General features: G+C 56.6%; 21 protein-coding genes. 14 read left to right on the top strand and 7 right to left on the bottom strand.

The window, feature by feature from the left end; all coding sequences use genetic code 11:
• Positions 1 to 3: 3 nt before the first annotated feature.
• The 4 genes from JTA15_RS01015 to mnmH all read left to right on the top strand — a co-directional run bounded on the left by JTA15_RS01015 (position 4) and on the right by mnmH (position 3154).
• Positions 4 to 213 carry a YdgH/BhsA/McbA-like domain containing protein gene (locus tag JTA15_RS01015; RefSeq protein ID WP_013095921.1) on the top strand — a complete coding sequence of 70 codons (210 nt, stop codon included), beginning with the start codon at positions 4 to 6 and terminating at the stop codon, positions 211 to 213.
• A 212-nt stretch (positions 214 to 425) separates the two neighbouring features.
• Positions 426 to 935: a 5-(carboxyamino)imidazole ribonucleotide mutase gene (gene purE / locus JTA15_RS01010; RefSeq protein WP_020885164.1), complete on the top strand. Its 510-nt coding sequence runs from the start codon at positions 426 to 428 to the stop codon at positions 933 to 935.
• A complete protein-coding gene (gene purK / locus JTA15_RS01005; RefSeq protein WP_219372750.1) occupies positions 932 to 1999 on the top strand; it encodes a 5-(carboxyamino)imidazole ribonucleotide synthase in 1068 nt (355 codons plus the stop codon). Before purE ends, purK begins: the two co-directional genes overlap by 4 nt.
• A gap of 84 nt (positions 2000 to 2083) precedes the next feature.
• Positions 2084 to 3154: a tRNA 2-selenouridine(34) synthase MnmH gene (mnmH, locus tag JTA15_RS01000; RefSeq protein ID WP_219372749.1), complete on the top strand. Its 1071-nt coding sequence runs from the start codon at positions 2084 to 2086 to the stop codon at positions 3152 to 3154.
• 71 nt (positions 3155 to 3225) lie between these two features.
• Here mnmH and JTA15_RS00995 read toward each other — a convergent pair whose 3' ends face one another.
• The 3 genes from JTA15_RS00995 to ybbA form a co-directional block, all read right to left on the bottom strand.
• The gene (locus JTA15_RS00995; protein WP_014168933.1) at positions 3226 to 4371 is read right to left on the bottom strand and encodes a porin; all 1146 of its coding nucleotides are present in this window, start codon (positions 4369 to 4371) and stop codon (positions 3226 to 3228) included.
• A 182-nt stretch (positions 4372 to 4553) separates the two neighbouring features.
• Positions 4554 to 6968, bottom strand: a complete 2415-nt coding sequence (ybbP, locus tag JTA15_RS00990) for a putative ABC transporter permease subunit YbbP (RefSeq protein WP_068795146.1) — start codon at positions 6966 to 6968, stop codon at positions 4554 to 4556.
• Complete coding sequence (gene ybbA, locus JTA15_RS00985) at positions 6965 to 7651, bottom strand: putative ABC transporter ATP-binding protein YbbA (RefSeq protein WP_219372748.1); 687 nt, start codon at positions 7649 to 7651, stop codon at positions 6965 to 6967. The genes ybbP and ybbA overlap by 4 nt, the downstream gene beginning before the upstream one ends.
• On the opposite strand from ybbA, the gene tesA reads away from it, so the two are divergent.
• From tesA to JTA15_RS00970, 3 genes are read left to right on the top strand one after another with little or no spacing between them, the layout of a single operon-like run.
• Entirely contained in the window at positions 7622 to 8245 is a 624-nt protein-coding gene (tesA, locus tag JTA15_RS00980; RefSeq protein ID WP_219372747.1) for a multifunctional acyl-CoA thioesterase I/protease I/lysophospholipase L1, read from the top strand. The two genes, ybbA and tesA, sit on opposite strands and share 30 nt — an antisense overlap.
• Positions 8235 to 9044: an SDR family oxidoreductase gene (locus JTA15_RS00975; RefSeq protein ID WP_014168929.1), complete on the top strand. Its 810-nt coding sequence runs from the start codon at positions 8235 to 8237 to the stop codon at positions 9042 to 9044. Before tesA ends, JTA15_RS00975 begins: the two co-directional genes overlap by 11 nt.
• Positions 9045 to 9102: 58 nt before the next feature.
• On the top strand, positions 9103 to 9957 hold the full coding sequence (locus tag JTA15_RS00970; RefSeq protein WP_025204830.1) for a co-chaperone YbbN: 855 nt from the start codon (positions 9103 to 9105) through the stop codon (positions 9955 to 9957).
• A gap of 49 nt (positions 9958 to 10006) precedes the next feature.
• On the opposite strand, the gene fetB is transcribed toward JTA15_RS00970, so the two are convergent.
• Both fetB and fetA read right to left on the bottom strand, forming a co-directional pair.
• The gene (gene fetB, locus JTA15_RS00965; protein ID WP_020885171.1) at positions 10007 to 10789 is read right to left on the bottom strand and encodes an iron export ABC transporter permease subunit FetB; all 783 of its coding nucleotides are present in this window, start codon (positions 10787 to 10789) and stop codon (positions 10007 to 10009) included.
• A complete protein-coding gene (fetA, locus tag JTA15_RS00960; protein WP_032677558.1) occupies positions 10782 to 11453 on the bottom strand; it encodes an iron ABC transporter ATP-binding protein FetA in 672 nt (223 codons plus the stop codon). Before fetA ends, fetB begins: the two co-directional genes overlap by 8 nt.
• Before the next feature lie 217 nt (positions 11454 to 11670).
• Here fetA and JTA15_RS00955 point away from each other — a divergent pair, with 217 nt between their 5' ends.
• Entirely contained in the window at positions 11671 to 12585 is a 915-nt protein-coding gene (locus JTA15_RS00955) for an SPFH domain-containing protein (protein WP_014168925.1), read from the top strand.
• A complete protein-coding gene (locus JTA15_RS00950) occupies positions 12582 to 13040 on the top strand; it encodes an NfeD family protein (RefSeq protein ID WP_014168924.1) in 459 nt (152 codons plus the stop codon). Before JTA15_RS00955 ends, JTA15_RS00950 begins: the two co-directional genes overlap by 4 nt.
• Here the strand turns inward: JTA15_RS00950 and cueR are convergent.
• Positions 13031 to 13441 carry a Cu(I)-responsive transcriptional regulator gene (gene cueR / locus JTA15_RS00945; protein WP_014168923.1) on the bottom strand — a complete coding sequence of 137 codons (411 nt, stop codon included), beginning with the start codon at positions 13439 to 13441 and terminating at the stop codon, positions 13031 to 13033. The genes JTA15_RS00950 and cueR overlap by 10 nt on opposite strands.
• Before the next feature lie 108 nt (positions 13442 to 13549).
• Between cueR and copA the strand changes: the two genes are divergently transcribed.
• From copA to ybaK, 3 genes are all read left to right on the top strand, one after another.
• The gene (gene copA, locus JTA15_RS00940) at positions 13550 to 16048 is read left to right on the top strand and encodes a copper-exporting P-type ATPase CopA (protein ID WP_219372746.1); all 2499 of its coding nucleotides are present in this window, start codon (positions 13550 to 13552) and stop codon (positions 16046 to 16048) included.
• Between the two features lie 50 nt (positions 16049 to 16098).
• Positions 16099 to 16893, top strand: a complete 795-nt coding sequence (locus JTA15_RS00935) for a TraB/GumN family protein (protein WP_025204835.1) — start codon at positions 16099 to 16101, stop codon at positions 16891 to 16893.
• 199 nt (positions 16894 to 17092) lie between these two features.
• Positions 17093 to 17572: a Cys-tRNA(Pro)/Cys-tRNA(Cys) deacylase YbaK gene (gene ybaK, locus JTA15_RS00930; protein ID WP_020885175.1), complete on the top strand. Its 480-nt coding sequence runs from the start codon at positions 17093 to 17095 to the stop codon at positions 17570 to 17572.
• 89 nt (positions 17573 to 17661) lie between these two features.
• Here ybaK and ushA read toward each other — a convergent pair whose 3' ends face one another.
• A complete protein-coding gene (gene ushA / locus JTA15_RS00925; RefSeq protein WP_219372745.1) occupies positions 17662 to 19314 on the bottom strand; it encodes a bifunctional UDP-sugar hydrolase/5'-nucleotidase UshA in 1653 nt (550 codons plus the stop codon).
• A gap of 169 nt (positions 19315 to 19483) precedes the next feature.
• Here ushA and JTA15_RS00920 point away from each other — a divergent pair, with 169 nt between their 5' ends.
• Positions 19484 to 20692 (top strand): MFS transporter, encoded by a 1209-nt coding sequence (locus tag JTA15_RS00920; RefSeq protein WP_032677549.1) that lies wholly within the window; start codon positions 19484 to 19486, stop codon positions 20690 to 20692.
• Between the two features lie 229 nt (positions 20693 to 20921).
• Entirely contained in the window at positions 20922 to 22598 is a 1677-nt protein-coding gene (gene ybaL, locus JTA15_RS00915; RefSeq protein ID WP_014168917.1) for a YbaL family putative K(+) efflux transporter, read from the top strand.
• Positions 22599 to 22636: the final 38 nt, after the last annotated feature.

Raw genomic sequence — 22636 nt, 5'->3', positions numbered from 1 at the left:
ACCATGAAATCCATCAAAACTTTCGTTGCAGTTGCCGCACTCTCTCTGATCTCTTTCGGTTCTTTTGCTCAGAGCGTCAGCGCTACTGCCTCTACCCTTGACCGCGCAGAAGCGAAAATTGCCGCTCAGGCTGCTGAACAGGGCGCGTCTTACAAAATCACCAGCGCTCAGTTTAACAACCGCGTTCATATGACGGCAGAACTGACTAAATAAGACGTCTGCTGACCGTGCCGTCCGTCAAAAGCACATCAAAGCACATCGATGCATGATAAAACAGACCGCCAGAACGCGGTCTGTTTTGTTATCTCCTGAGAGCCACAACGGCTCAGTTTTTAACCGCGCAACCGTTTTCCTTGCCCCTATTACATGCTATTCTCTGTGCCCTCGAAAGCAGTGTGTTTCGCACCACAGGAGTTTTAAGACGCATGTCTTCCCGCAATAATCCGGCGCGTGTCGCCATCGTGATGGGGTCCAAAAGCGACTGGGCTACCATGCAGTTCACCGCCGAAATCTTTGAAATCCTGAATGTTCCGCACCACGTTGAAGTGGTCTCCGCACACCGTACACCGGACAAACTGTTCAGCTTCGCCGAAAGCGCCGAAGAGAAGGGTTATGAGGTGATCATTGCCGGTGCGGGCGGCGCAGCACATCTGCCAGGCATGATTGCCGCCAAAACGCTGGTACCGGTTCTGGGTGTTCCGGTGCAAAGCGCTGCGTTAAGTGGTGTCGATAGCCTCTATTCCATCGTTCAGATGCCGCGTGGCATTCCGGTCGGCACGCTGGCCATTGGTAAAGCGGGCGCTGCCAACGCTGCCCTGCTCGCCGCGCAGATCCTGGCGACTCACGATAAAGCGTTACATCAGCGTCTGGCGGACTGGCGTAAAGCCCAGACCGACGAGGTGCTGGACAATCCGGACCCGCGGGGTGCGGCATGAAGCAGGTATGCGTCCTCGGTAATGGTCAGTTAGGCCGTATGCTGCGTCAGGCCGGTGAGCCGCTGGGTATTGCCGTCTGGCCCGTCGGGCTGGATGACGAACCGGAAGCCGTGCCGTTTCACCAGAGTGTGATCACCGCGGAGATTGAACGCTGGCCACAAACGGCCCTGACGCGCGAGCTGGCGCGTCATAATGCCTTCGTTAACCGCGACGTCTTTCCCATTATTGCTGACCGTCTGACGCAAAAGCAGCTGTTCGATAAGCTCGGGCTGCCGACTGCGCCGTGGCAGCTGTTGTCCGATAAAAGCGAGTGGAAGGATGTATTTGCAATGCTGGGCGAGCTGGCAATTGTGAAGCGTCGCGTCGGCGGGTACGACGGTCGTGGACAGTGGCGTCTGCGCGCCGATGACACTCACGAGCTGCCGGACGATTGCTACGGGGAGTGCATCGTTGAGCAGGGCATTAACTTCAGCGGTGAAGTCTCTCTGGTAGGTGCTCGCGGGCAGGACGACCATACCGTTTTTTATCCGCTGACGCATAACCTGCATCAGGACGGGATCCTGCGTACCAGCGTTGCATTCCCGCAGGCCAGTGCTGAACAGCAGGCGCAGGCAGAAGAGATGCTCTCTGCCATCATGCACGAACTCGGTTACGTCGGCGTCATGGCGATGGAGTGTTTTGTCACGCCGTCCGGTCTGCTGATTAACGAACTGGCACCGCGCGTTCACAACAGCGGTCACTGGACCCAAAACGGGGCGTCCATCAGCCAGTTCGAGCTGCACCTGCGCGCCATCACTGACCTGCCGCTGCCGCAGCCGGTGGTGAACAGCCCGTCGGTGATGATCAACCTGATCGGTACCGATCTGAACTACGACTGGCTCAAGCTGCCGCTGGTGCATCTGCACTGGTATGACAAAGAGGTGCGTCCGGGTCGTAAGGTCGGTCACCTGAACCTGAACGATACCGACACCGATCGTCTGGGCGCCACGCTGGAAGCGATTATTCCTCTCCTGCCGCCGGAATACGCGAGCGGAATTATCTGGGCGCAATCAAAGCTTAAGTAATACTCCTCTGCCGGGGAGTTGACCTTCCCCCTCCCCGGCGTACAATCCCCGCCCATTGCAGCTTAGTTTTCTTCTGGAAAAACCATGAACGATGGAACGGACTATCGCGCGATCCTCGCATCCGATACCCCTTTAATCGACGTTCGCGCGCCGATCGAATTCGCCCAGGGCGCGATGCCTGCGGCAATCAACCTGCCTCTGATGAACGATGATGAACGCGCCGCCGTCGGCACCTGCTATAAACGCCAGGGGCCGGACGCTGCGCTTGCTCTCGGCCATAGCCTGGTCGCAGGCATTACCCGTGAGATGCGCATTAACGCCTGGCGCGAAGCCTGTCTCTCCCACCCCACCGGCTACCTCTGCTGCGCGCGTGGCGGTCAACGCTCGCATATCACTCAGGCCTGGTTGAAAGCGCGCGGCGTGGATTACCCGCTGATCGCAGGCGGCTATAAAGCGCTGCGTCAGACCGCAATTGAGGTAACCGCTGAGCAGGTGCAAAAACCGATGGTGCTGATCGGCGGCTGTACCGGGAGCGGCAAAACGTTGCTGGTGAAACAGCACGCGCAGGGCGTGGATCTGGAAGGGCTGGCGCACCATCGCGGCTCGTCGTTTGGCCGCACGCTCACACCACAGCTTTCGCAGGCGAGCTTCGAAAATCAGCTCGCCGTCGTGCTGTTGAAAAAAGAGGCCGCACGCTGGGTGCTGGAGGATGAAGGGCGGATGATTGGTTCCAACCACCTGCCGGAATGCCTGCGCGACCGCATGGTCCAGTCACCTGTTGTGGTGGTAGAAGACCCGTTTGATGTCCGTCTTGAACGCCTGCGTGAAGAGTATTTCGACCATATGTGGGCGGATTTTTCTGCTGCCTTTGGCGAAGAGGCGGGCTGGAAAGCGTACAGCGAATACCTGCACCACGGCCTGTTTGCCATTCGCCGCCGTCTGGGGCTGCAGCGCTTTGCAGACTTTACGGCGCTGCTGGATTCCGCCCTGCAGGAGCAACAACGTTCTGGCAGCACCGACGCGCATTTGCGCTGGCTTGCCCCGCTGCTGAACGACTATTACGACCCGATGTACACCTGGCAGCTGGCAAAAAAGGCGGAGAAGATTGTGTATCGCGGAACGTTTGAGGACGTGGCTGACTGGCTCAATCGCTGAATCACGCGCAAAAAAAACGGCAACCCAGGGTTGCCGTTTTCATAGCGGGGTGACTCCCCTGCTGACTGAACTTAGAAGTCGTAACGCAGACGCACCAGGTTCATGTCGCCCAGGTTATCCGTGCTGGAGGTGAACACGTGTTCGTAATCAACACGGAAACCGTAGTCCAGCTGGACGCTAACACCCACGCCGTTATCGATACGCTGGTAGTTACGACCATTCACGTACTCAATACGGTCACCCATGAAGTAAGGCTGGATGGATTTCACCGCATACTGATCGATTGGGAATTTGTACCCTGCGAAGTATTCAATACCCCATGCATCACCGGCAAAGTAGTTGTCAGTAGACACTTTTTTGGTGGTCAGGAAGTTCTGGTACCAGCCGCCGCCAGCCGAGAAGGTCCAGTTATCCGGCGTCCAGCTCAGCGCGGTACCGAGGATATTCTGGTCGTAAGATTTGCTGTCGCCGTTGTCCGGGTTACGCATGTCCGCGCGGGTGTAGTTCCACGCTGCGCCCCAGGTCAGATCGGTGGTCAGGTGGTAATCCAGACCCAGTGAACCGCCGCCTTTACGTTTGTAACGCAGGCCATTGCCCGGCAGGTATTCGCTGTCTTCAAACAGGTAGGATGCATAGATATCCGCATCGCCTACGGTTTTCTTATATTTCAGCATTTTGCGTGAACGATAAGAGCCGTCGTAGTCACCGTTGATCCCGTTACCTGGAGCCTGACCAATCATGTCGTAGTCCCAGATATCGGTTTTCACGCCAACCACATCATAGTAAACGCTGTTCTGTTGACCGAAGGTCAGCGTACCCCAGGTGTCGCTCTTCAGACCGGTGTACAGCATACGGCGAGAGGTGTCGTTAGCACCTTCAGCGTAGTGGTTATCCCAGTTGAACAGCGCCGGAATGTTCACACCCAGCTCGTAGTAGCTGATCCAGCTGATGTCATCAAACAGATAGTAATCTGCTGCGAAACGGAAACGGGTGCCGCCGTCGAAGCCATTACGTTTGTAGGAGCCTTTATCGCCGTCGCCCGTCATCATGTTGAACTGAGGACGAATACTGCCGCCAACGGTAAAGTTAAGACGGCTCAGCGGGTTACCCGCCTGAGGGTCTTGTTTAAGAACCGTGATTTCCGCCTGAGATGCGAAGGAGGTCAATGCCACTGCTGCGCCAATTGTTACTGCCAGCGCTGATTTTTTTATAGTCATTATTTTTCCTTTATAGACACGCTGCTAAATATTTAGCAGGTGAATATTAACTGGAAATAATCTTGCTGTGTGCGCGGGTTTTTAATGTTTTGTGCTACTAAACGCATGGGTATTACCGATTTGTGCTGCTAAATTATTACGCACCAGCAGATAAACCGGTGCGTAATTATCACGGATTTGAACTAACTGGCAAACTGACGGAACAGCGCTTTGCCTTTTAGCAATCGCGTGCCGAGCCAGCCGCCGCACAGCGACAGCAGCACCGCACCGCAGACCGGCAGCGTGAACCACAGTCGCCAGTCAGGCTCCCATGGGAAATCGAAGACCCGGGTCTGCAGCACGGCTAACGCCGTCTCAGCCCCCATCGCCGCCACCAGACCCGAGACCAGCCCCAGCAGGGCGAACTCGCTCCACAGCGTGGTGCGCAGCAGTCGCTTGCTCGCCCCGAGCGTGCGATAGACCACCAGCTCCTGATGACGCTGCCGCATCCCGACCTGCACCTGGGCCAGCAGCAACAGTACGCCGCAGATCGTCACCAGCACCACCATAACCTCCAGTGCCCGGCTGACCTGCTCCAGCACCTGCCCGACCTGTTTAAGGATCGCGCCAATATCCAGCAGGCTGACCGTCGGAAATTCGCGGTTCAGCCGGGTCAGCATACCGTTGCCGTTTTCCCAGCGGAAACTGGTGAGCCAGCTTTGCGGCTGTCCGTCCAGTGCGCCTGCGGGGAAAATAAAGAAGAAGTTCGGCCGCAGGCTTTCCCAGTCCACCTTACGCAGGCTGGTGACCTTAGCGCTAAAGTCCTGGGTATCGCCGGTAAAAGTCACGCTGTCGCCCAGCCTGACGTTCAGGCGCGTCGCCAGCCCCTCTTCCATCGAGACTTCTCCCGCTTTCGGCGGCCAGCTGCCGGCGGTAATCGGGTTGTGATCTGGACGTTTCTCCTGCCAGGTCAGGTTCAGTTCGCGGTTAAGCGATTCATCCTTGTTTCCCTCCGTGGACTGGCCGTTGATCTGCGTCAGACGCGCACGGACGATGGGGTAGAACGACTCCGGCACAATCTGGTGTTCCGCCAGGAACGTCTTCAGCGGTGTCACCTGCTCAGGGGCGATATTGATCAGGAAATAGTTCGGGCTTTCCGGCGGAAGCTGCTGTTGCCAGCGATCCAGCAGATCGCCGCGCAGCACCAGCAGCAGTGCCAGCAGCATAAACGACAGCGAAAAGGCAGACAGCTGACTCAGCGTAGACCAGGGCTGGTGCAGCAGACGGTTCACCGCCAGCCGCACGGGAAGCGACTTCACCGTCAGCTTTTTAAGCACATTAAGGAGCACCCAGCCGACCACACCACACAGCAGCGCCAGCACCACCGCCCCGGCCAGTACGGCCCACAGCAGCGTGCTGCCGCCCATCAGCCAGGCCAACAACCCAACCGACACCGCAACAATGACAGGAAGATAGAACTTCAGCGGCCAGACGTTGGCCACCACGTCACGGCGCAGCACGCGCAGCGGCTGCGTCGCGAGCAATAGCCGGTACGGGCGAAGCCCCACCAGCACCGAGATCACCATCATCGCGCCAATCGCCCACAGCCACGGCCAGAGGCTGGCCGGTGGAAGTGCGGCAGGCAGTACCGGTTTCAGCATGACCATCAGCAGCTTTTCAAACAGCAGCCCCATCGCCCCACCGGTGAGTGCTGACAACACCAGCAGCATCAGCCACTGGCCGACAATCAGCTTACGCAATTGGGCGCTGCCCGCGCCGAGGGTTTTGAGGATCGCCACCAGATCGTATCGGCTGCGGCAGTAGTGCCCCATGGCCACCGCCACCGCTGCCACGGCCAACAGCAGGGTTAACAGCGCTGAAAGCAGCAGGAACTGCTGAGAACGTTCGAGAGATTTACCAAGCGCCCCTTCGTCCTGCTCCAGTCCGTACCAGCGGTGCTCTGGTTTTAACTGCGGCAGAAGCCATTTTTCATACGCGTCAAGCTGGGCGGGCGTTCCCGCAAACTTATAGCGCCAGGTGACGCGGCTTCCCGGCTGCACGGCATGGGTATTTGCCACATCAGCGGTATTCATCAGCAAGCGCGGGGCAAGCTGGAACGGGTTAAAGCCGGAGTCAGGTTCCTGAACCACCTCCCCGGCGATACGGAGCGTGGCGTCACCCACGTCGATGCTGTCACCCGTTTTCAGGTTCAGCAGCGCCATTAAACGTGGCGCCAGCAGCACCGTGCCCGGTTTCGGCTTTAAGCCAGGCGGGCTGGTCTGCAGTTCACCGTACAGCGGGTAAAGGTCGTCGACGGCTTTGACGCTCGCCAGCTGCGGCGTATCGCCGGCAAAGGTCATGGTCTGAAAGCTCAGCTGTTCCCCCACCTTCAGTCCACGCTTACGCGCCTCCTCAAGCCAGCCCGGCGGGACGGGACGCGAGCTTTGCAGCGCCCTGTCTCCGGCCATAAACTCGCGGCTTTGCTGGCTTAACCCTTTCTCCATGCGATCGCTGACGCTGCCCAGCGCCAGCACGCAGGCTACCGCCAGGCTTAACGCCATCCAGACAATCAACAGCGTGGGCGAGCGCCATTCGCGCCAGAACCAGCGGGCAATCATGCTTCCTCCTGCAGTTCACCGTTAACCAGCCGCAGGCGACGGTCGCAGCGGGCAGCCAGTTGCGGATCGTGGGTCACCAGAATCAGCGTGGTCCCGTGTTCACGGTTGAGCGAAAACAGCAGGTCAGCAATTTTATCCCCGGTCTTTCGGTCGAGGTTTCCGGTAGGCTCATCCGCAAACAGCACGTCCGGGCGGCCGTTAAACGCCCGGGCCAGGGCCACACGCTGTTGCTCCCCGCCGGAAAGCTGCGCCGGGAGATGGTCGAGGCGTTTGCCAAGCCCAAGCTGCTCCAGCAATGCCTTGGCGTGGGCGCGACTTTCACGGCTGTTACCGCCGCGCAGCAGTGCCTGCAGTTCAACGTTTTCCAGCGCATTGAGCGTCGGGATCAGCATGAAGGACTGAAAGACAAAGCCGATATGACGTGCACGGAGCGCGGCACGTGCCTCTTCATCAAGCTGATGCAGCGGTTGCCCGACCAGGTTGACCTCTCCACTGCTACCGTCGTCCAGACCGGCTAAAATGGCCAGGAGCGTGGACTTCCCGGAGCCGGACTCGCCAATCAGCGCAATGGTTTCGGCGCGTTTGACAACGAGTTCAACTCCGGTGAGGATGGAAAGCTCGTGTTCCCCCTGACCGACGGACTTCTTAAGACGATGAACTTCAACAATGTTTTCCGCTGGCATTTGCCCTTCCTGTTTTTAATCCTGATGACTTTCCGCGCGGCGGCAGCGGACACGTTACTGGTTCTCGGTGACAGCCTGAGTGCAGGCTATCGCATGGCGGCCAACGCGGCCTGGCCGGCTCTGCTCAATGACAAATGGCAGAGTAAGACAACGGTTATTAATGGCAGCATCAGCGGTGATACCTCGCAGCAAGGCTTGTCGCGCCTGCCAGCCTTGCTCAAACAGCATCAACCGCGATGGGTGCTGGTTGAGCTGGGCGGTAATGATGGCTTGCGTGGTTTCCAGCCTCAGCAAACGGAACAGACCCTGCGCACGATCCTTAAGGATATTAAGGCCGCGAATGCGCAACCGCTGCTGATGCAAATTCGCCTGCCCGCCAACTATGGACGTCGGTATAATGAAGCCTTTAGCGCGATCTACCCAAAGCTTGCCAACGAGTTTGATATTCCGCTGCTGCCATTTTTTATGGAAGAGGTCTATCTCAAATCCCAGTGGATGCAAGACGATGGGATCCACCCCAATCGCGATGCGCAGCCGTTTATTGCCGACTGGATGGCAACACGGCTGGCCCCTTTAGTTAAACATGACTCCTAATTCAGCGGAGATCCTGACAGGTAAAGTTATGCAAAAATCGGTCTTAATTACAGGATGTTCCAGCGGAATCGGTCTTGAAAGTGCACTCGAATTGAAGCGTCAGGGATATTGGGTACTGGCGGCCTGTCGTAAACCCGACGACGTCGAACGCATGAACGGGCTGGGCTTTACCGGTGTGTTACTGGATTTAGACTCACCGGAAAGCGTGGAACGCGCAGCCGATGAGGTGCTGGCCCTGACCGACAACCGTCTGTACGGCCTTTTTAACAATGCCGGTTACGGCGTGTATGGTCCCCTGGACACGCTTACCCGCGAGCAGCTGGAAAAACAGTTTTCCACCAATTTCTTTGGCGTCCATCAGCTCACCATGCGCCTGCTTCCCGCCATGCTGCCGCACGGTGAAGGACGCATTGTGATGACCTCCTCCGTGATGGGGCTGATTTCAACCCCGGGCCGCGGGGCCTATGCCGCCAGCAAGTATGCGCTGGAGGCCTGGTCCGATGCCCTGCGCATGGAGTTGCGTCACAGCGGCATTAAGGTCAGCCTGATCGAGCCGGGCCCTATCCGCACCCGCTTTACGGAAAACGTTAACCAGACCCAGGCGGATAAACCGGTCGAAAATCCCGGTATCGCCGCACGCTTTACGCTCGGGCCGGAAGCAGTCGTCGCTAAAGTACGCCATGCTTTTGAGAGCGAAAACCCCAAAATGCGCTATCCGGTGACGCTGGTAACCCATGCGGTAGGCTGGTTAAAACGCCTGCTGCCGGGCCGGATGATGGACAAAATTTTACACGGTTGAGTTGAAGCGTCGTCGCTAACCCCCATGTAAATAACAAACCGATAAAAGAGAAGGCCGCATGTCCGTACAGAATATCGTCAATATCACTGAAGCAAACCTGCAACAGACCCTCGAACAGTCCATGACCAAACCGGTGCTGTTCTACTTCTGGTCTGAGCGTAGTCAACACTGTCTGCAGCTGACGCCGGTACTCGAAAGCCTTGCCGCGCAATACAATGGCCAGTTCATTCTCGCCAAACTGGATTGTGACGCTGAGCCTATGGTGGCGTCTCAGTTTGGCCTGCGCGCGATTCCTACCGTCTATCTGTTCCAGAATGGGCAACCTGTTGATGGCTTCCAGGGGCCACAGCCTGAAGAAGCGATCCGCGCCCTGCTGGATAAAGTCCTGCCGCGCGAGGAAGAGCTGAAGGCGCAGGAAGCCATGGGACTGATGCAGGAAGGCAAATACGACGAAGCGCTGCCGCTGCTCAAAGAGGCGTGGCAGCTGTCGAAACAGGACAGCCAGATTGGCCTGCTCCTCGCGGAAACGCAGATTGCCCTGCACCGTTCCGACGATGCGGAAGCTGTGCTGAAGACCATTCCACTGCAGGATCAGGATACCCGTTATCAGGGTCTGGTCGCGCAGATCGATCTGCTGAAACAGGCGGCGGATACGCCGGAGATCCAGCAACTTCAACAGCAGGTTGCCGATAACCCGACCGATGCCGCGCTGGCAAGCCAGTTGGCGCTGCAGCTGCATCAGGTGGGACGTAACGAAGAAGCGCTGGCACTGCTGTTCAGCCATCTGCAAAACGATCTGGGTGCCGCCGACGGTCAGGCGCGGAAAATGTTCCAGGAGATCCTGGCCGCGCTGGGCACCGGCGATGCGCTGGCGTCGACGTATCGCCGTCAGCTGTACGCCCTGCTCTACTGATGAACAGGCCCGGTGCCGCTTGCGCTCACCGGGCCTGCAAAAGAGGCGGTCACCCCGCCTTTTTCAACTGCGTCACCACCAGCTGATGGCGCGCGTTGTAGAACTTCCGATAGGTTAAATAGCAGGCAATGATGGTCGACAGGCTGGCCGTAGAGAGCAGCATAAAGGTCACCATGATCTGATATTTAATGGCTTTGACCGGATCGATACCGGCAAAAATCAGCCCCGACATCATTCCCGGCAGGCTAACCAGCCCAACCGTTTTTGCGGAATCCACCGTTGGGATCAGCGACGAGCGGATGCTGTCGCGGATCAGTACCGCCGAGGCCATTTTCGGTGTTGCCCCCAGACTTAATTTCTCCTGCAGCTTCTGTTGTTCACTGCTAAATCGCTGGCCGAGGTTGTTGTAACACAGTCCTACAGCCACCATAGCGTTCCCCGCAATCATCCCGGAAATAGGGATAACCTGCATCGGCGTAAACTCTATTGAGCCGGACACCACCAGCACCGCCAGCGTCAGCGCCGTCCCGGTTGTAATGGCGATAAACGATGAGACAAACGCTTTATCGATATACTTACTGCGTTTCTGCGCGTTCCACGCCGCGTTAAAGCAGATAAACAGCACCATCAGGAGCGTCAGCACCGCGTGGTTGACGTTAAAAATATACTTCAGCACATAGCCGACAATAATGAGCTGGATAACCGCGCGGCAGATACTCCAGATAATATCTTTCTCCAGACCCAGCTTTTCCCGGTAGCTCACCACAATAGCGATCAGTACCAGTACCATCGAAAACGCCAGCGACGTATTCGTAATATTATGCTCACCCACGGTTTGCCTCCTGCATTTTCCCGCCCTGCGGCTCAAGCGTAATGACGTCATCCGCATGGGTAATTTCGTTTGAATCGTGCGTAACCCACAGCACGGCAATATTCTGCTCGCTTGCGTAACGATGAATAATCTCGTTAACGTTGCGTTTGTTCACCTCATCCAGCGCGCTGGTGATCTCGTCCAGTAACAATATCTTCGGCAAAAACTGCAGATTGCGAATCAGCGAAACACGCTGCTTTTCGCCGCCCGATAATTCATTGATGGATTTTGTCAGCGTCTCTTTCGACAGGCCAAAGCGGGCCAGATCGGCGATAAATTTTTCTGGCTCCGGCGTTTTATGACGGATTTGCCACGGAAAGACCAGGTTGTCATAAACCGTGTCCCCGAACAGCGAAGGGGTTTGCACGCAGTAAGAGACCTGCTGGCGATAGCTTTCTGGCGACAGTGTCGCGATATCCTGCCCTTCAAACAGAATAGCGCCCTCAGTGGGGCTGAGCAGTGAAGCGACAATCTTTAATAACGTACTTTTGCCACAGCCTGACGGCCCTGTTATCAGTTTGAACTCCCCCGGGGAAAGACAAAAATCGACATGCTGAAGGATCGTGGTATTTGCCACACGAAAACCGACATCCCTGACCTGCAAGAGCGTATTTTTATTGTTCATCATGCATCCTGTAACCACCTTTATTGCAACCACGCGTAGAATAATCCTTTCACGAACGTAGCGCGAATAGGGTGTGTCGATGGCTGGAGTAAAGGTTTTACCGGTATTCGTCGCGCCCCCTTCTTTACAGGGGCGAATTTCAGCCCGATAGCCGATATACTGACTCATAACACACACGCAGTTCCCTTCGTCACAGCATGCAAAACAGGAGGTTTTTATGCTTATCGTTATACCTGTCCTTATTTTCGTTGCGCTGGTTATTGTCGGCGCTGGCGTCAAAATTGTCCCACAGGGGTATCAGTGGACCGTTGAACGCTTTGGCCGCTACACCAACACGCTCCAGCCGGGTTTAAGCCTGATTGTCCCTTTCATGGACAGGATTGGACGTAAAATCAATATGATGGAACAGGTGCTGGATATTCCTTCCCAGGAAGTGATCTCCAAGGATAACGCCAACGTCACCATTGATGCGGTCTGTTTTATACAGGTTATTGATGCGCCAAAAGCGGCCTATGAAGTCAGCAATCTGGAGCTGGCTATCGTAAATCTGACGATGACCAACATTCGTACCGTGCTCGGTTCAATGGAGCTGGACGAGATGCTCTCTCAGCGCGACAGCATTAACACCCGCCTGCTGCACATTGTCGACGAGGCCACCAACCCGTGGGGGATCAAAGTTACCCGTATTGAGATCCGCGACGTGCGTCCACCGGCAGAGCTGATCGCCTCCATGAACGCACAGATGAAAGCGGAACGGACCAAACGCGCCTACATTCTGGAAGCTGAAGGGGTACGTCAGGCAGAGATCCTGAAAGCCGAAGGGGAAAAACAGTCGCAGATCCTGAAAGCGGAAGGTGAACGCCAGTCTGCCTTCTTACAGGCGGAAGCCCGTGAACGTTCTGCAGAAGCGGAAGCCCGCGCCACCCAGATGGTCTCTGAAGCAATTGCAGCAGGTGATATCCAGGCGGTGAACTACTTTGTTGCGCAAAAATACACTGACGCGCTGAAAGAGATTGGCTCCGCGAACAACAGCAAAGTGGTGATGATGCCGCTGGATGCCAGCAGCCTGATGGGCTCCATCGCCGGGATCACTGAACTTATCAAAGACAGCGGAAACGAGCGCAAAAAATGATTGAGCTAATCGTCGCACATCCTCATGCATTCTGGCTAAGCCTCGGTGGCTTATTGCTGGCCGCGGAGATGCTTGGCGGCAACGGTTACCTGCTCTGGAGCGGTGTTGCCGCTGTCATTACCGGGTTAGTGGTCTGGCTACTGCCCCTGGACTGGGCGTGGCAGGGGGCGTTATTTGCCGTGCTGACGCTGTTGGCCGCCTGGCTGTGGTGGCGCTGGCTTAACCGCCAGGTGACAGAACAGAAACCGCTCGACGCCCACCTCAATCAGCGCGGTCAGCAGATTGTCGGCAAACGTTTTACGCTTGATACGGCGCTGGTTAACGGGCGCGGACATATGCGCGTGGGCGACAGTTCATGGCCCGTGGTGGCCGACGATGACCTCAGCGCCGGCACGCAGGTTGAGGTCATTGCGGTGGAAGGAATAACCCTGCGGGTTAAAGCCTGTCAGGCATGAGCCTTACGATGACAGCAGCCGGACAGATTATCGATAATCGGGCAGTCGGCGCTGTCATCCCCCGGACAGGATTCCGCCAGCGCCAGAAGCTGCTGACGCATCGCCTGTAACTCGGTAATGTGGCGTTCAATCTCAGCCACTTTCTCCAGCGTTCGTTTTTTCACGTCTGCGCTATGGCGTGCCGGATCGTTGAATAAGGTGACCAGCTCGCCGCACTCTTCAAGGTTAAATCCCACCTGCCGCGCCTGGCGCAGCAGCGTCAGTTCATCAAGATGCAGTTGCGTATAACTGCGGTAGCCATTTTCACTGCGCAGCGGCGGTGTCACCAGCCCCTTCTCTTCATAAAAACGGATCGCTTTGCTGGTCAATCCGGTTTTTTTCGCAACATCACTGATATTCACATTTCCCCCTTGACCTTCCCCTTGATGGAAGGTTTAACCTTCATAACAGTTAGCGAAAAGCGTTATGCCGGTCAACATCTGACCAGATCATTATACGGGAGTTTTGTTATGTCTCACACTATTGACCTGACACTGGACGGCCTCTCCTGCGGCCACTGTGTCAAACGCGTTAAAGAAAGTCTGGAACAGCGTCCTGATGTAGACAGCGCTGAAGTGACCCTTGATCACGCCGCCGTCACCGGTAGCGCCAGTGCGGATGCGCTGATTGATACGATCAAACAGGCTGGTTATGGGGCGGAGCTGAGCCACCCAAAGGCTAAACCGCTGGCAGAGTCATCATCCCCGTCGGAAGCACTGACAGCGGCCACTCCTGAGCTTCCGGTAGCTGATGATATTGATGACAGCCAACAGCTGCTGATCAACGGCATGAGCTGCGCCAGCTGCGTCTCCCGGGTACAAAATGCCTTGCAGGCTGTACCGGGTGTCGCGCAGGCACGGGTCAATCTTGCGGAGCGTACTGCGCTGGTGATGGGCAGTGCCTCCGCCGCAGATTTAGTGCAGGCCGTTGAAAAAGCGGGCTACGGCGCAGAGGCCATCGAAGATGACCTCAAACGTCGTGAACGCCAGCAGGAAACGGCCGTCGCCACCATGAAACGCTTCCGCTGGCAGGCCATCGTCGCGCTGCTGGTTGGGGTGCCGGTCATGGTGTGGGGTATGATCGGTGACAATATGATGGTCACCGACGATAACCGCACGCTGTGGCTGGTCATTGGGTTGATTACGCTTGCCGTGATGGTCTTCGCAGGCGGTCACTTCTACTCCAGCGCCTGGAAAAGCCTGAAAAATCGCACCGCGACGATGGATACCCTTGTCGCACTCGGCACGGGTGCGGCGTGGCTGTACTCCATGAGCGTCAACGTCTGGCCCCAGTGGTTCCCGATGGAAGCGCGTCATCTCTATTATGAAGCGAGCGCGATGATTATCGGCTTGATTAACCTCGGCCATATGCTTGAAGCGCGCGCCCGTCAGCGCTCCTCCAGGGCGCTGGAGCGCCTGCTGGATTTAACCCCACCGACCGCGCGCGTCGTGACGGATACGGGTGAAAAAAATGTCCCATTGGCTGAAGTTCAACCCGGCATGACGCTGCGCCTGACCACCGGCGACCGCGTTCCCGTCGACGGTGAAATCACTCAGGGCGAAGCCTGGTTTGACGAAGCGATGCTGACCGGAGAACCCGTCCCGCAACAGAAAGCCCAGGGCGATGCCATTCATGCCGGTACGGTGGTGCAGGACGGTAGCGTGCTTTTCACCGCCAGTGCGGTCGGCAGCCATACCACGCTGTCACGCATTATTCGCATGGTGCGTCAGGCACAGAGCAGTAAGCCGGAAATTGGTCAGCTGGCCGATAAAATCTCCGCCATTTTTGTGCCGGTCGTGGTCGGTATCGCGCTGCTGAGCGCGGCTATCTGGTATGTCTTCGGTCCGGCACCGCAAATTGTTTATACCCTGGTGATTGCCACCACGGTGCTGATCATTGCCTGTCCTTGCGCGCTCGGTCTTGCCACGCCAATGTCGATCATCTCAGGCGTAGGCCGTGCCGCTGAATTTGGCGTGCTGGTACGGGATGCCGATGCGCTGCAGCGGGCGAGCACGCTGGACACGCTGGTGTTTGATAAAACCGGCACGCTGACGGAAGGGAAACCGCAGGTAGTGGCCGTGATAACCGCAGGCATCACGCAGGATGACGCGCTGCGTCTCGCCGCGGCGCTTGAACAAGGCTCCAGCCACCCGCTGGCCCACGCCATTATTGAGAAAGCCGGGAATGCCAGCCTGCCGCAGGTGAGCAATTTCCGCACCCTGCGCGGTTTAGGCGTCAGCGGTACCGCCGAAGGGCACACGCTGCTGCTGGGGAATCAGGCACTGCTGAAGGAGCATGGCGTTGAGACCTCTGCCCTGGAACAAGACCTGAAAGCTCAGGCCTCTCAGGGCGCAACCCCGGTTCTGCTTGCCGTTGATGGCAAGGCCGCGGCGCTGCTGGCAATTCGCGATCCGCTACGCCAGGACAGCGTGCAGGCGTTGCAACGCCTGCATCGCGCGGGCTATCGCCTGGTGATGTTGACCGGGGATAATCCTGTGACGGCGAACGCCATCGCCCGGGAAGCCGGGATTGACGAGGTCATTGCCGGGGTGTTACCTGACGGCAAAGCAGATGCCATCAAGACGCTGCAAAGCCAGGGCCGCCAGGTGGCGATGGTCGGTGACGGGATTAACGATGCGCCGGCGCTGGCACAGGCGGAAGTGGGTATTGCGATGGGGGGCGGTAGCGATGTCGCCATTGAGACGGCCGCCATCACCCTGATGCGTCACAGCCTGATGGGCGTTGCGGACGCGCTGGCGATTTCAAAAGCCACCTTGCGCAACATGAAGCAGAACCTGCTGGGTGCCTTCGTCTACAACTCGCTCGGTATCCCGATTGCTGCCGGTATTTTGTGGCCGCTGACCGGCACGCTGCTGAACCCGGTTGTCGCGGGTGCGGCGATGGCGCTCTCGTCCATTACCGTGGTGAGCAACGCAAACCGGTTGTTGCGGTTTAAACCGAAAGATTGAACCTTCTTCTCCTACGCGCTAGCATGAACCTTTCCGTTTATGGAGCGCGTATGAGTCTGTTTAATCGTATAAAAACATCGTTTCGCGCCCTCTTCCCCCGCCGTTATGCCTGGCCCGGCATGGATATCTCGCTTCCCGGCGGGCAGCACCTTCACCTGGTGGGCAGCATCCATATGGGCACGCAGGATATGTCCCCGCTGCCAGCCGGTCTGATGAAACTGCTGAAGAGCGCCGATGCGCTGGTCGTTGAAGCGGATATTTCGGGCCAGACGTCGCCGTTTGCCGGCCTCGAAAGCGATCTCCCCCTGGCTGAACGTTTGAACGACACGCAGTTTGCTGAACTGACGCGCGTCGCAGATGAGACGGGGGTGTCGCTCTCCATGCTGGACACACTGCCGCTGTGGCAAATCGCGATGGTCCTGCAGGCGACCCAGGCGCAGCGTCTGGGGCTACGCGGCGATTACGGTATTGATTACCAGCTGTTGAATGCCGCGAGAGCACGCCATTTGTCAGTCATTGAGCTCGAAGGTACGGACAGCCAGATAGCCCTGCTGCGCCAGCTTCCTGATGATGGGCTGATGCTGCTGGATGATACCCTGACCCACTGGCACACCAACGCGCGTCTGTTGCAAACGATGATCGGCTGGTGGCTGAATGCGCCGCCCACGGACGGTAAACTGGCGCTGCCGTCGACGTTCAGTGAATCGTTGTATGATGTGCTGATGAACGAACGCAACAAAGCCTGGCAGCAGACGTTACATGCATTGCCTGCGGGGCGTTACGTGGTCGCTGTCGGGGCGTTACATTTGTACGGGGAAGGGAATTTGCCGTCACTGCTGAAATAAAAAAATGGCCAATATTTCTATTGGCCCGTCAAAGAGGAATTTCATCGTTTTTATTATGCCGAAGGAGACCTTCGGTTGAGCCGATTGTCGCTCAAAGTGACCATCACTGCCAATACTATTGCGCAAGATGGTGCTATTTTTTAGACAAACGTCAGGCGTATGCTGTCAGCATGAATTGTCTGTCGTAAGAAGGATAGCTATGACTCCCGCCGTTAAATTACTCGAAAAAAACAACATTCCCTTTCGGATCCACACCTACGATCACGATCCCAGCGAAACGAATTTTGGTGATGAAGTGGTGCGCAAACTGGGGCTGAACGCCGATCGGGTTTATAAGACGCTGCTGGTGGCGGTGAACGGTGATATGAAACACCTCGCCGTTGCGGTAACGCCCGTTGCCGGGCAGCTGGATCTCAAGAAAGTGGCCAAAGCGCTGGGGGCAAAGAAGGTGGATATGGCCGATCCGATGGTTGCGCAACGCACTACCGGCTACCTTGTTGGCGGTATCAGCCCGCTCGGGCAGAAAAAACGCCTGCCGACGCTGATTGATGCCCCTTCGCAGACGTTCGACACCATTTATATTTCCGGCGGCAAACGCGGGCTGGATATTGAACTGTCCGCAGGCGATCTGGCGAAAATACTGGACGCGACATTTGCGGATATTGCGCGACGGGATTGAGGAAGTGGCCCGGAGGCACTGTGCTTACCGGGCCGACGATTCTCATACAGGCCGGGTCAGGCGTAGCCGCCCCCCGGCACAAAACCGCACTACTGCCAGCTCACCTCGCCTTTCGGCTCATAGGTATTCACGTCGATCGGTGAATTCTGCTCGATGAACTGCTTCAGCACCTCCGCATCGATAAACCCGGTATTCACATAGCCCGGTTTATTGTCGATATGCGGATAACCGTCACCACCGGTGGCGTTAAAGCTTAATGTTGCCATGCGGTAGGTTTTGGCAGGGTCGACCGGCTCGCCTTTGATTTTGAGGTCGTTGAGCTTGCCGTCCTTCGCCACAAAGCTGACGTTGGCAAACTGCGGATAAGCGCCGGAGTCCGGCTTCATCTGCGCCACGGCGGTGAGATAGTCAATCACCTCTTTACCGCTCATGTCGACATACACCACGATGTTACCGAACGGCTGAACCTTCAGCACATCTTTATAGGTGATGTTTCCGCCTTCGATGGAGTCGCGGATACCGCCGCCGCTCATCACGCCAAAATCGGCATTTGTGCGCGCCATTTGTGCCGCCAGCACCAGATGCCCCATATTGGTCTGCACAAAGCGAACTTTGCTGCGGTCCCCTTCCAGACGACCATTCAGCGTACCAATCTTCACGTCCAGCTGCGCCTTGCCTTTATTCTGGAAGGGCGTCAGCAGGGAGAGCATCTGTGCGTTCTCGGCAATTTCCGGGGTGTAGAGTACGCGCTCACTTTTCCCGTCAGGGTAAGTCACTTTCTTCTTCAGGTTGACCGGAATGAGCTGATAGTGCACCAGCTTCATCTCGCCGTTACGGAACTCAAAGTCCGCACGCCCCACGTATTTACCCCATTCATGCGCCTGCACAATCCAGATACCGTTCTGACGGTCCGGAGCACACGGCGTGCCTGGCACGTAGTCGACCTGCTTTTTATTCTCTGACGCCATGCAGACCGGGTCTTGTGAATGACCGCCCACAATCATCGCCAGCGAGCCTGCAGGCAGGCTGCGAGCCATCTCCACGTCACCCGGCGCATTCGAGCCGTGCTCACCGTTGTCGTAGTGGCCCATATGGGTGGTGGCAATAATGACATCCGGCTTTTCGTTCTGCTGCAATTCCTGAATGACCAGTTTCGCTTCGTCTGCCGGTTTACGGAATTCGATATCGGTAAAGAACTCAGGGTTGCCGATTTTCGCCGTATCGTCGGTGGTTAACCCGATGACCGCAATTTTCAGATCCTGACGCTTAAACAGCGCCCAGGGTTTGAACAGTCGCTCGCCGGTGCTTTTCTGGTAGATGTTGGCAGAGAGGAACGGGAATTTGGCCCATTTTTCCTGCTGACGCAGCATCGTCAGCGGGTTATCGAATTCATGGTTACCGACGGCCATCGCATCGTAGCCAATAAGATTCATGCCGCGGAAATCAGGCTCCGCATCCTGTAAATCAGATTCCGGCACACCGGTATTGATATCGCCCCCCGACAGCAGCAGTACGCTGCCTCCCTGGGCTGCCACCTCTTTACGAATGCCATCCACCAGCGTTTTTTGTGCCGACAGACCGTATTCGCCGTATTCACTGCGCCAGAAATGGCCGTGGTGATCGTTGGTATGCAGAATGGTGATTTTATAGGTTTTATCTTTTTCATAGGCCTGCACGGGCAGGCTAACCAGACCCCAGGCGGCGATCAGCGCCAGCGCGACGCTCCGCTTCATTAACTTCATCTTCTCTCTCCCTGACCAATAGACAAAGGCAAAAATTACAGTGACTAATAAGAATAGACAAATAAGTTTTCAGAATTGCGACTTTATTCAAATGTCACTGCCGGGTATGTTAGTTGGATAATAATTACACCCTGCATTTCTAATAACAAAAGACGTGGTATTCATCTCTATGGCAATCAGTGAATCAACCCAGCCCGTGTCTGGCGCTCCGGCGTCGCGCACCTCGTTTAAAGTGTTAGGCGCAATCAGTCTTTCACATCTGCTCAACGACATGATCCAGTCGTTGATTCTCGCGATCTACCCGCTGCTGCAGTCCGAGTTTTCGTTAACGTTCGTGCAGATCGGGATGATCACCCTGACCTTCCAGCTGGCCTCCTCGCTTCTGCAACCGGTCGTGGGCTACTGGACGGATAAATATCCCATGCCGTGGTCGCTACCGATTGGCATGTGTTTTACCTTGAGCGGGCTGGTGCTGCTGGCAATGGCAGGCAGCTTTGAAGCAGTGCTGATTGCCGCCGCGCTGGTGGGCACGGGGTCGTCGGTCTTTCACCCGGAGTCCTCACGCGTGGCGCGCATGGCCTCCGGGGGCCGTCACGGGCTGGCGCAATCGCTCTTTCAGGTGGGCGGTAACTTTGGCAGCTCCCTCGGCCCACTGCTGGCAGCGGTGATCATCGCTCCGTACGGCAAGGGTAACGTGGCGTGGTTTGTGCTGGCAGCCTTGCTGGCGATTATCGTACTGATTCAGATCAGCCGCTGGTATGCCGCGCAGCATCGCGTGAACAAAGGTAAACCTAAAGCGAAGGTTATCAATCCCCTTCCTCGCGATAAGGTCATTCTGGCCGTCTCCGTGCTTCTGGTACTGATTTTCTCGAAATACTTCTATATGGCGAGCATCAGCAGCTATTACACCTTTTACCTGATGCAAAAATTCGGATTATCGGTCCAAAACGCCCAGCTTCACCTGTTTGCCTTCCTGTTTGCGGTGGCTGCAGGGACGGTTATCGGCGGGCCTGTGGGCGATAAAATCGGGCGCAAATACGTCATTTGGGGCTCTATCCTCGGCGTGGCCCCGTTTACCCTTATTTTGCCGTATGCAAGCCTGGAGTGGACGGGGATTTTGACCGTGATTATTGGGTTTATCCTCGCCTCGGCGTTTTCCGCCATCCTTGTTTACGCTCAGGAGCTGTTGCCAGGCCGTATCGGTATGGTTTCCGGGCTCTTTTTCGGTTTTGCTTTCGGCATGGGCGGCCTTGGTGCGGCAGTGCTGGGCATGATTGCCGACCACACCAGTATCTTCCTGGTCTATAAAATCTGTGCTTTCCTGCCACTTCTGGGGATGTTGACCATATTCCTGCCTGATAACCGCCATAAAGCGTAATATAACGGTCGCTAAAGTTTTACTTTGGCGACCTGACCCCCTGATGCCATAAGGGTTTCTTCTGCATCCCCCCGCCTAATTTATCAAAATGCGCTTTTTTACACGCATATTGCTGTTTTATTCAAACTTCAACAATTATTCATAAACATAACGGCAAAAATTGTCATAAACTATTACTCGGTTTTTGGTTTTTTAACCAAATGGAACACCCACAACGAAAGGAGACGGAATGCATCACGCCACACCGCTTATCACCACCATTGTTGGTGGACTTGTGCTCGCTTTTATCCTCGGCATGATTGCCAATAAACTGCGTATTTCGCCTCTGGTGGGCTATTTGTTAGCGGGTGTGCTGGCGGGTCCTTTTACGCCAGGTTTCGTGGCGGATACCAAACTGGCGCCTGAACTGGCGGAATTAGGCGTGATTCTGCTGATGTTTGGCGTGGGTCTGCATTTCTCACTCAAGGATCTGATGGCGGTAAAGTCGATCGCCATACCGGGAGCGATCGCACAGATAGCCGTAGCGACGCTGCTGGGAATGGCGCTTTCGACAGTGCTTGGCTGGTCGCTGATGACCGGTATCGTCTTTGGGCTGTGTCTTTCAACCGCCAGTACTGTCGTACTGCTGCGCGCGCTTGAGGAGAGGCAGCTTATCGACAGTCAGCGCGGACAAATCGCGATAGGCTGGCTGATTGTGGAAGACCTGGTGATGGTGCTGACGCTGGTGTTGCTGCCTGCCGTCGCCGGTATGATGGAAAAAGAGAGCGTCGGCTTTGCGACGCTGGCGCTGGACATGAGCATCACCATCGGGAAAGTGGTGGCGTTTATCACCATTATGATGCTGGTGGGCCGCCGTCTGGTGCCGTGGATCCTGTCCCGCAGCGCGGCCACCGGCTCCCGTGAGTTGTTTACCCTGTCTGTCCTTGCCCTGGCGCTGGGGATTGCCTTTGGTGCCGTTGAACTGTTCGACGTCTCCTTTGCACTGGGCGCGTTCTTCGCCGGGATGGTGCTGAACGAATCCGAGCTGAGCCACCGTGCGGCGCACGATACGCTGCCTCTGCGCGACGCCTTCGCCGTCCTGTTCTTTGTCTCCGTCGGGATGCTGTTTGATCCGATGGTTCTGGTTCAGCAACCGCTGGCCGTGATGGGCACCCTGGCGATTATTATCTTTGGTAAGTCGGTTGCCGCCTTCTTCCTGGTACGGATGTTTGGCCACTCGCCGCGTACCGCTCTGACCATCGCCGCCAGCCTGGCGCAGATTGGTGAGTTCGCCTTTATTCTGGCGGGCCTGGGTATGGCGCTGAATCTGCTGCCGCAGGCCGGGCAAAACCTGGTCCTCGCCGGAGCGATCCTCTCCATCATGCTGAACCCGGTCCTGTTTGCATTGCTGGAAAAATACCTCGATAAAACCGAAACGCTGGAAGAGCAGACGCTGGAAGAAGCTATCGAAGAAGAGAAGCAGATCCCGGTGGATATTTGCAATCATGCCCTGCTGGTCGGCTTTGGCCGCGTAGGAAGCCTGCTCGGTGAGAAGCTGATGGCGCAGGGGATCCCGCTGGTGGTGATTGAAACATCACGTACCCGTGTCGACGAGCTGCGCGAGCGCGGCGTTCGCGCGGTGTTGGGCAATGCGGCAAACGAAGAGATCATGAATCTCGCGCATCTGGACTGCGCGCGCTGGCTGCTGCTGACCATTCCAAACGGCTATGAAGCGGGTGAAATTGTGGCGTCCGCACGTGAGAAGTGCCCGAATATTGAGATCATTGCCCGCGCCCATTATGACGATGAGGTGGAGTACATTACCGAACGTGGTGCGGATCAGGTGGTGATGGGTGAACGCGAAATTGCAAAAGCGATGCTGACGCTGTTAACGAAACCGCCGGTTGACGAGGTGGTGACGGGGTAAGCGTGCCTCCTGCAGCCCTTGACTGCCCCTCTCCCACT

Origin of the sequence: Enterobacter sp. BIDMC 29, from assembly GCF_019378755.1 — a bacterium.
In the GTDB taxonomy this organism is placed as follows: Bacteria; Pseudomonadota; Gammaproteobacteria; order Enterobacterales; family Enterobacteriaceae; genus Enterobacter; species Enterobacter ludwigii.
The sequence above is the reverse complement of the archived record's forward strand: the minus strand, read 5'-3'. Positions and strand labels throughout refer to the sequence as shown.

Coding starts and splice junctions, on each gene's coding strand:
- ybaL (WP_014168917.1), top strand. CDS start 20,922: ATGCATCACGCCACACCGCTTATCACCACCATTGTTGGTGGACTTGTG.
- ybaK (WP_020885175.1), top strand. CDS start 17,093: ATGACTCCCGCCGTTAAATTACTCGAAAAAAACAACATTCCCTTTCGG.
- tesA (WP_219372747.1), top strand. CDS start 7,622: ATGAACTTCAACAATGTTTTCCGCTGGCATTTGCCCTTCCTGTTTTTA.
- JTA15_RS00920 (WP_032677549.1), top strand. CDS start 19,484: ATGGCAATCAGTGAATCAACCCAGCCCGTGTCTGGCGCTCCGGCGTCG.
- JTA15_RS00950 (WP_014168924.1), top strand. CDS start 12,582: ATGATTGAGCTAATCGTCGCACATCCTCATGCATTCTGGCTAAGCCTC.
- ushA (WP_219372745.1), bottom strand. CDS start 19,314: ATGAAGTTAATGAAGCGGAGCGTCGCGCTGGCGCTGATCGCCGCCTGG.
- JTA15_RS01015 (WP_013095921.1), top strand. CDS start 4: ATGAAATCCATCAAAACTTTCGTTGCAGTTGCCGCACTCTCTCTGATC.
- copA (WP_219372746.1), top strand. CDS start 13,550: ATGTCTCACACTATTGACCTGACACTGGACGGCCTCTCCTGCGGCCAC.
- JTA15_RS00935 (WP_025204835.1), top strand. CDS start 16,099: ATGAGTCTGTTTAATCGTATAAAAACATCGTTTCGCGCCCTCTTCCCC.
- JTA15_RS00995 (WP_014168933.1), bottom strand. CDS start 4,371: ATGACTATAAAAAAATCAGCGCTGGCAGTAACAATTGGCGCAGCAGTG.
- fetA (WP_032677558.1), bottom strand. CDS start 11,453: ATGAACAATAAAAATACGCTCTTGCAGGTCAGGGATGTCGGTTTTCGT.
- JTA15_RS00975 (WP_014168929.1), top strand. CDS start 8,235: ATGACTCCTAATTCAGCGGAGATCCTGACAGGTAAAGTTATGCAAAAA.
- JTA15_RS00955 (WP_014168925.1), top strand. CDS start 11,671: ATGCTTATCGTTATACCTGTCCTTATTTTCGTTGCGCTGGTTATTGTC.
- ybbP (WP_068795146.1), bottom strand. CDS start 6,968: ATGATTGCCCGCTGGTTCTGGCGCGAATGGCGCTCGCCCACGCTGTTG.
- purK (WP_219372750.1), top strand. CDS start 932: ATGAAGCAGGTATGCGTCCTCGGTAATGGTCAGTTAGGCCGTATGCTG.
- ybbA (WP_219372748.1), bottom strand. CDS start 7,651: ATGCCAGCGGAAAACATTGTTGAAGTTCATCGTCTTAAGAAGTCCGTC.
- purE (WP_020885164.1), top strand. CDS start 426: ATGTCTTCCCGCAATAATCCGGCGCGTGTCGCCATCGTGATGGGGTCC.
- JTA15_RS00970 (WP_025204830.1), top strand. CDS start 9,103: ATGTCCGTACAGAATATCGTCAATATCACTGAAGCAAACCTGCAACAG.
- mnmH (WP_219372749.1), top strand. CDS start 2,084: ATGAACGATGGAACGGACTATCGCGCGATCCTCGCATCCGATACCCCT.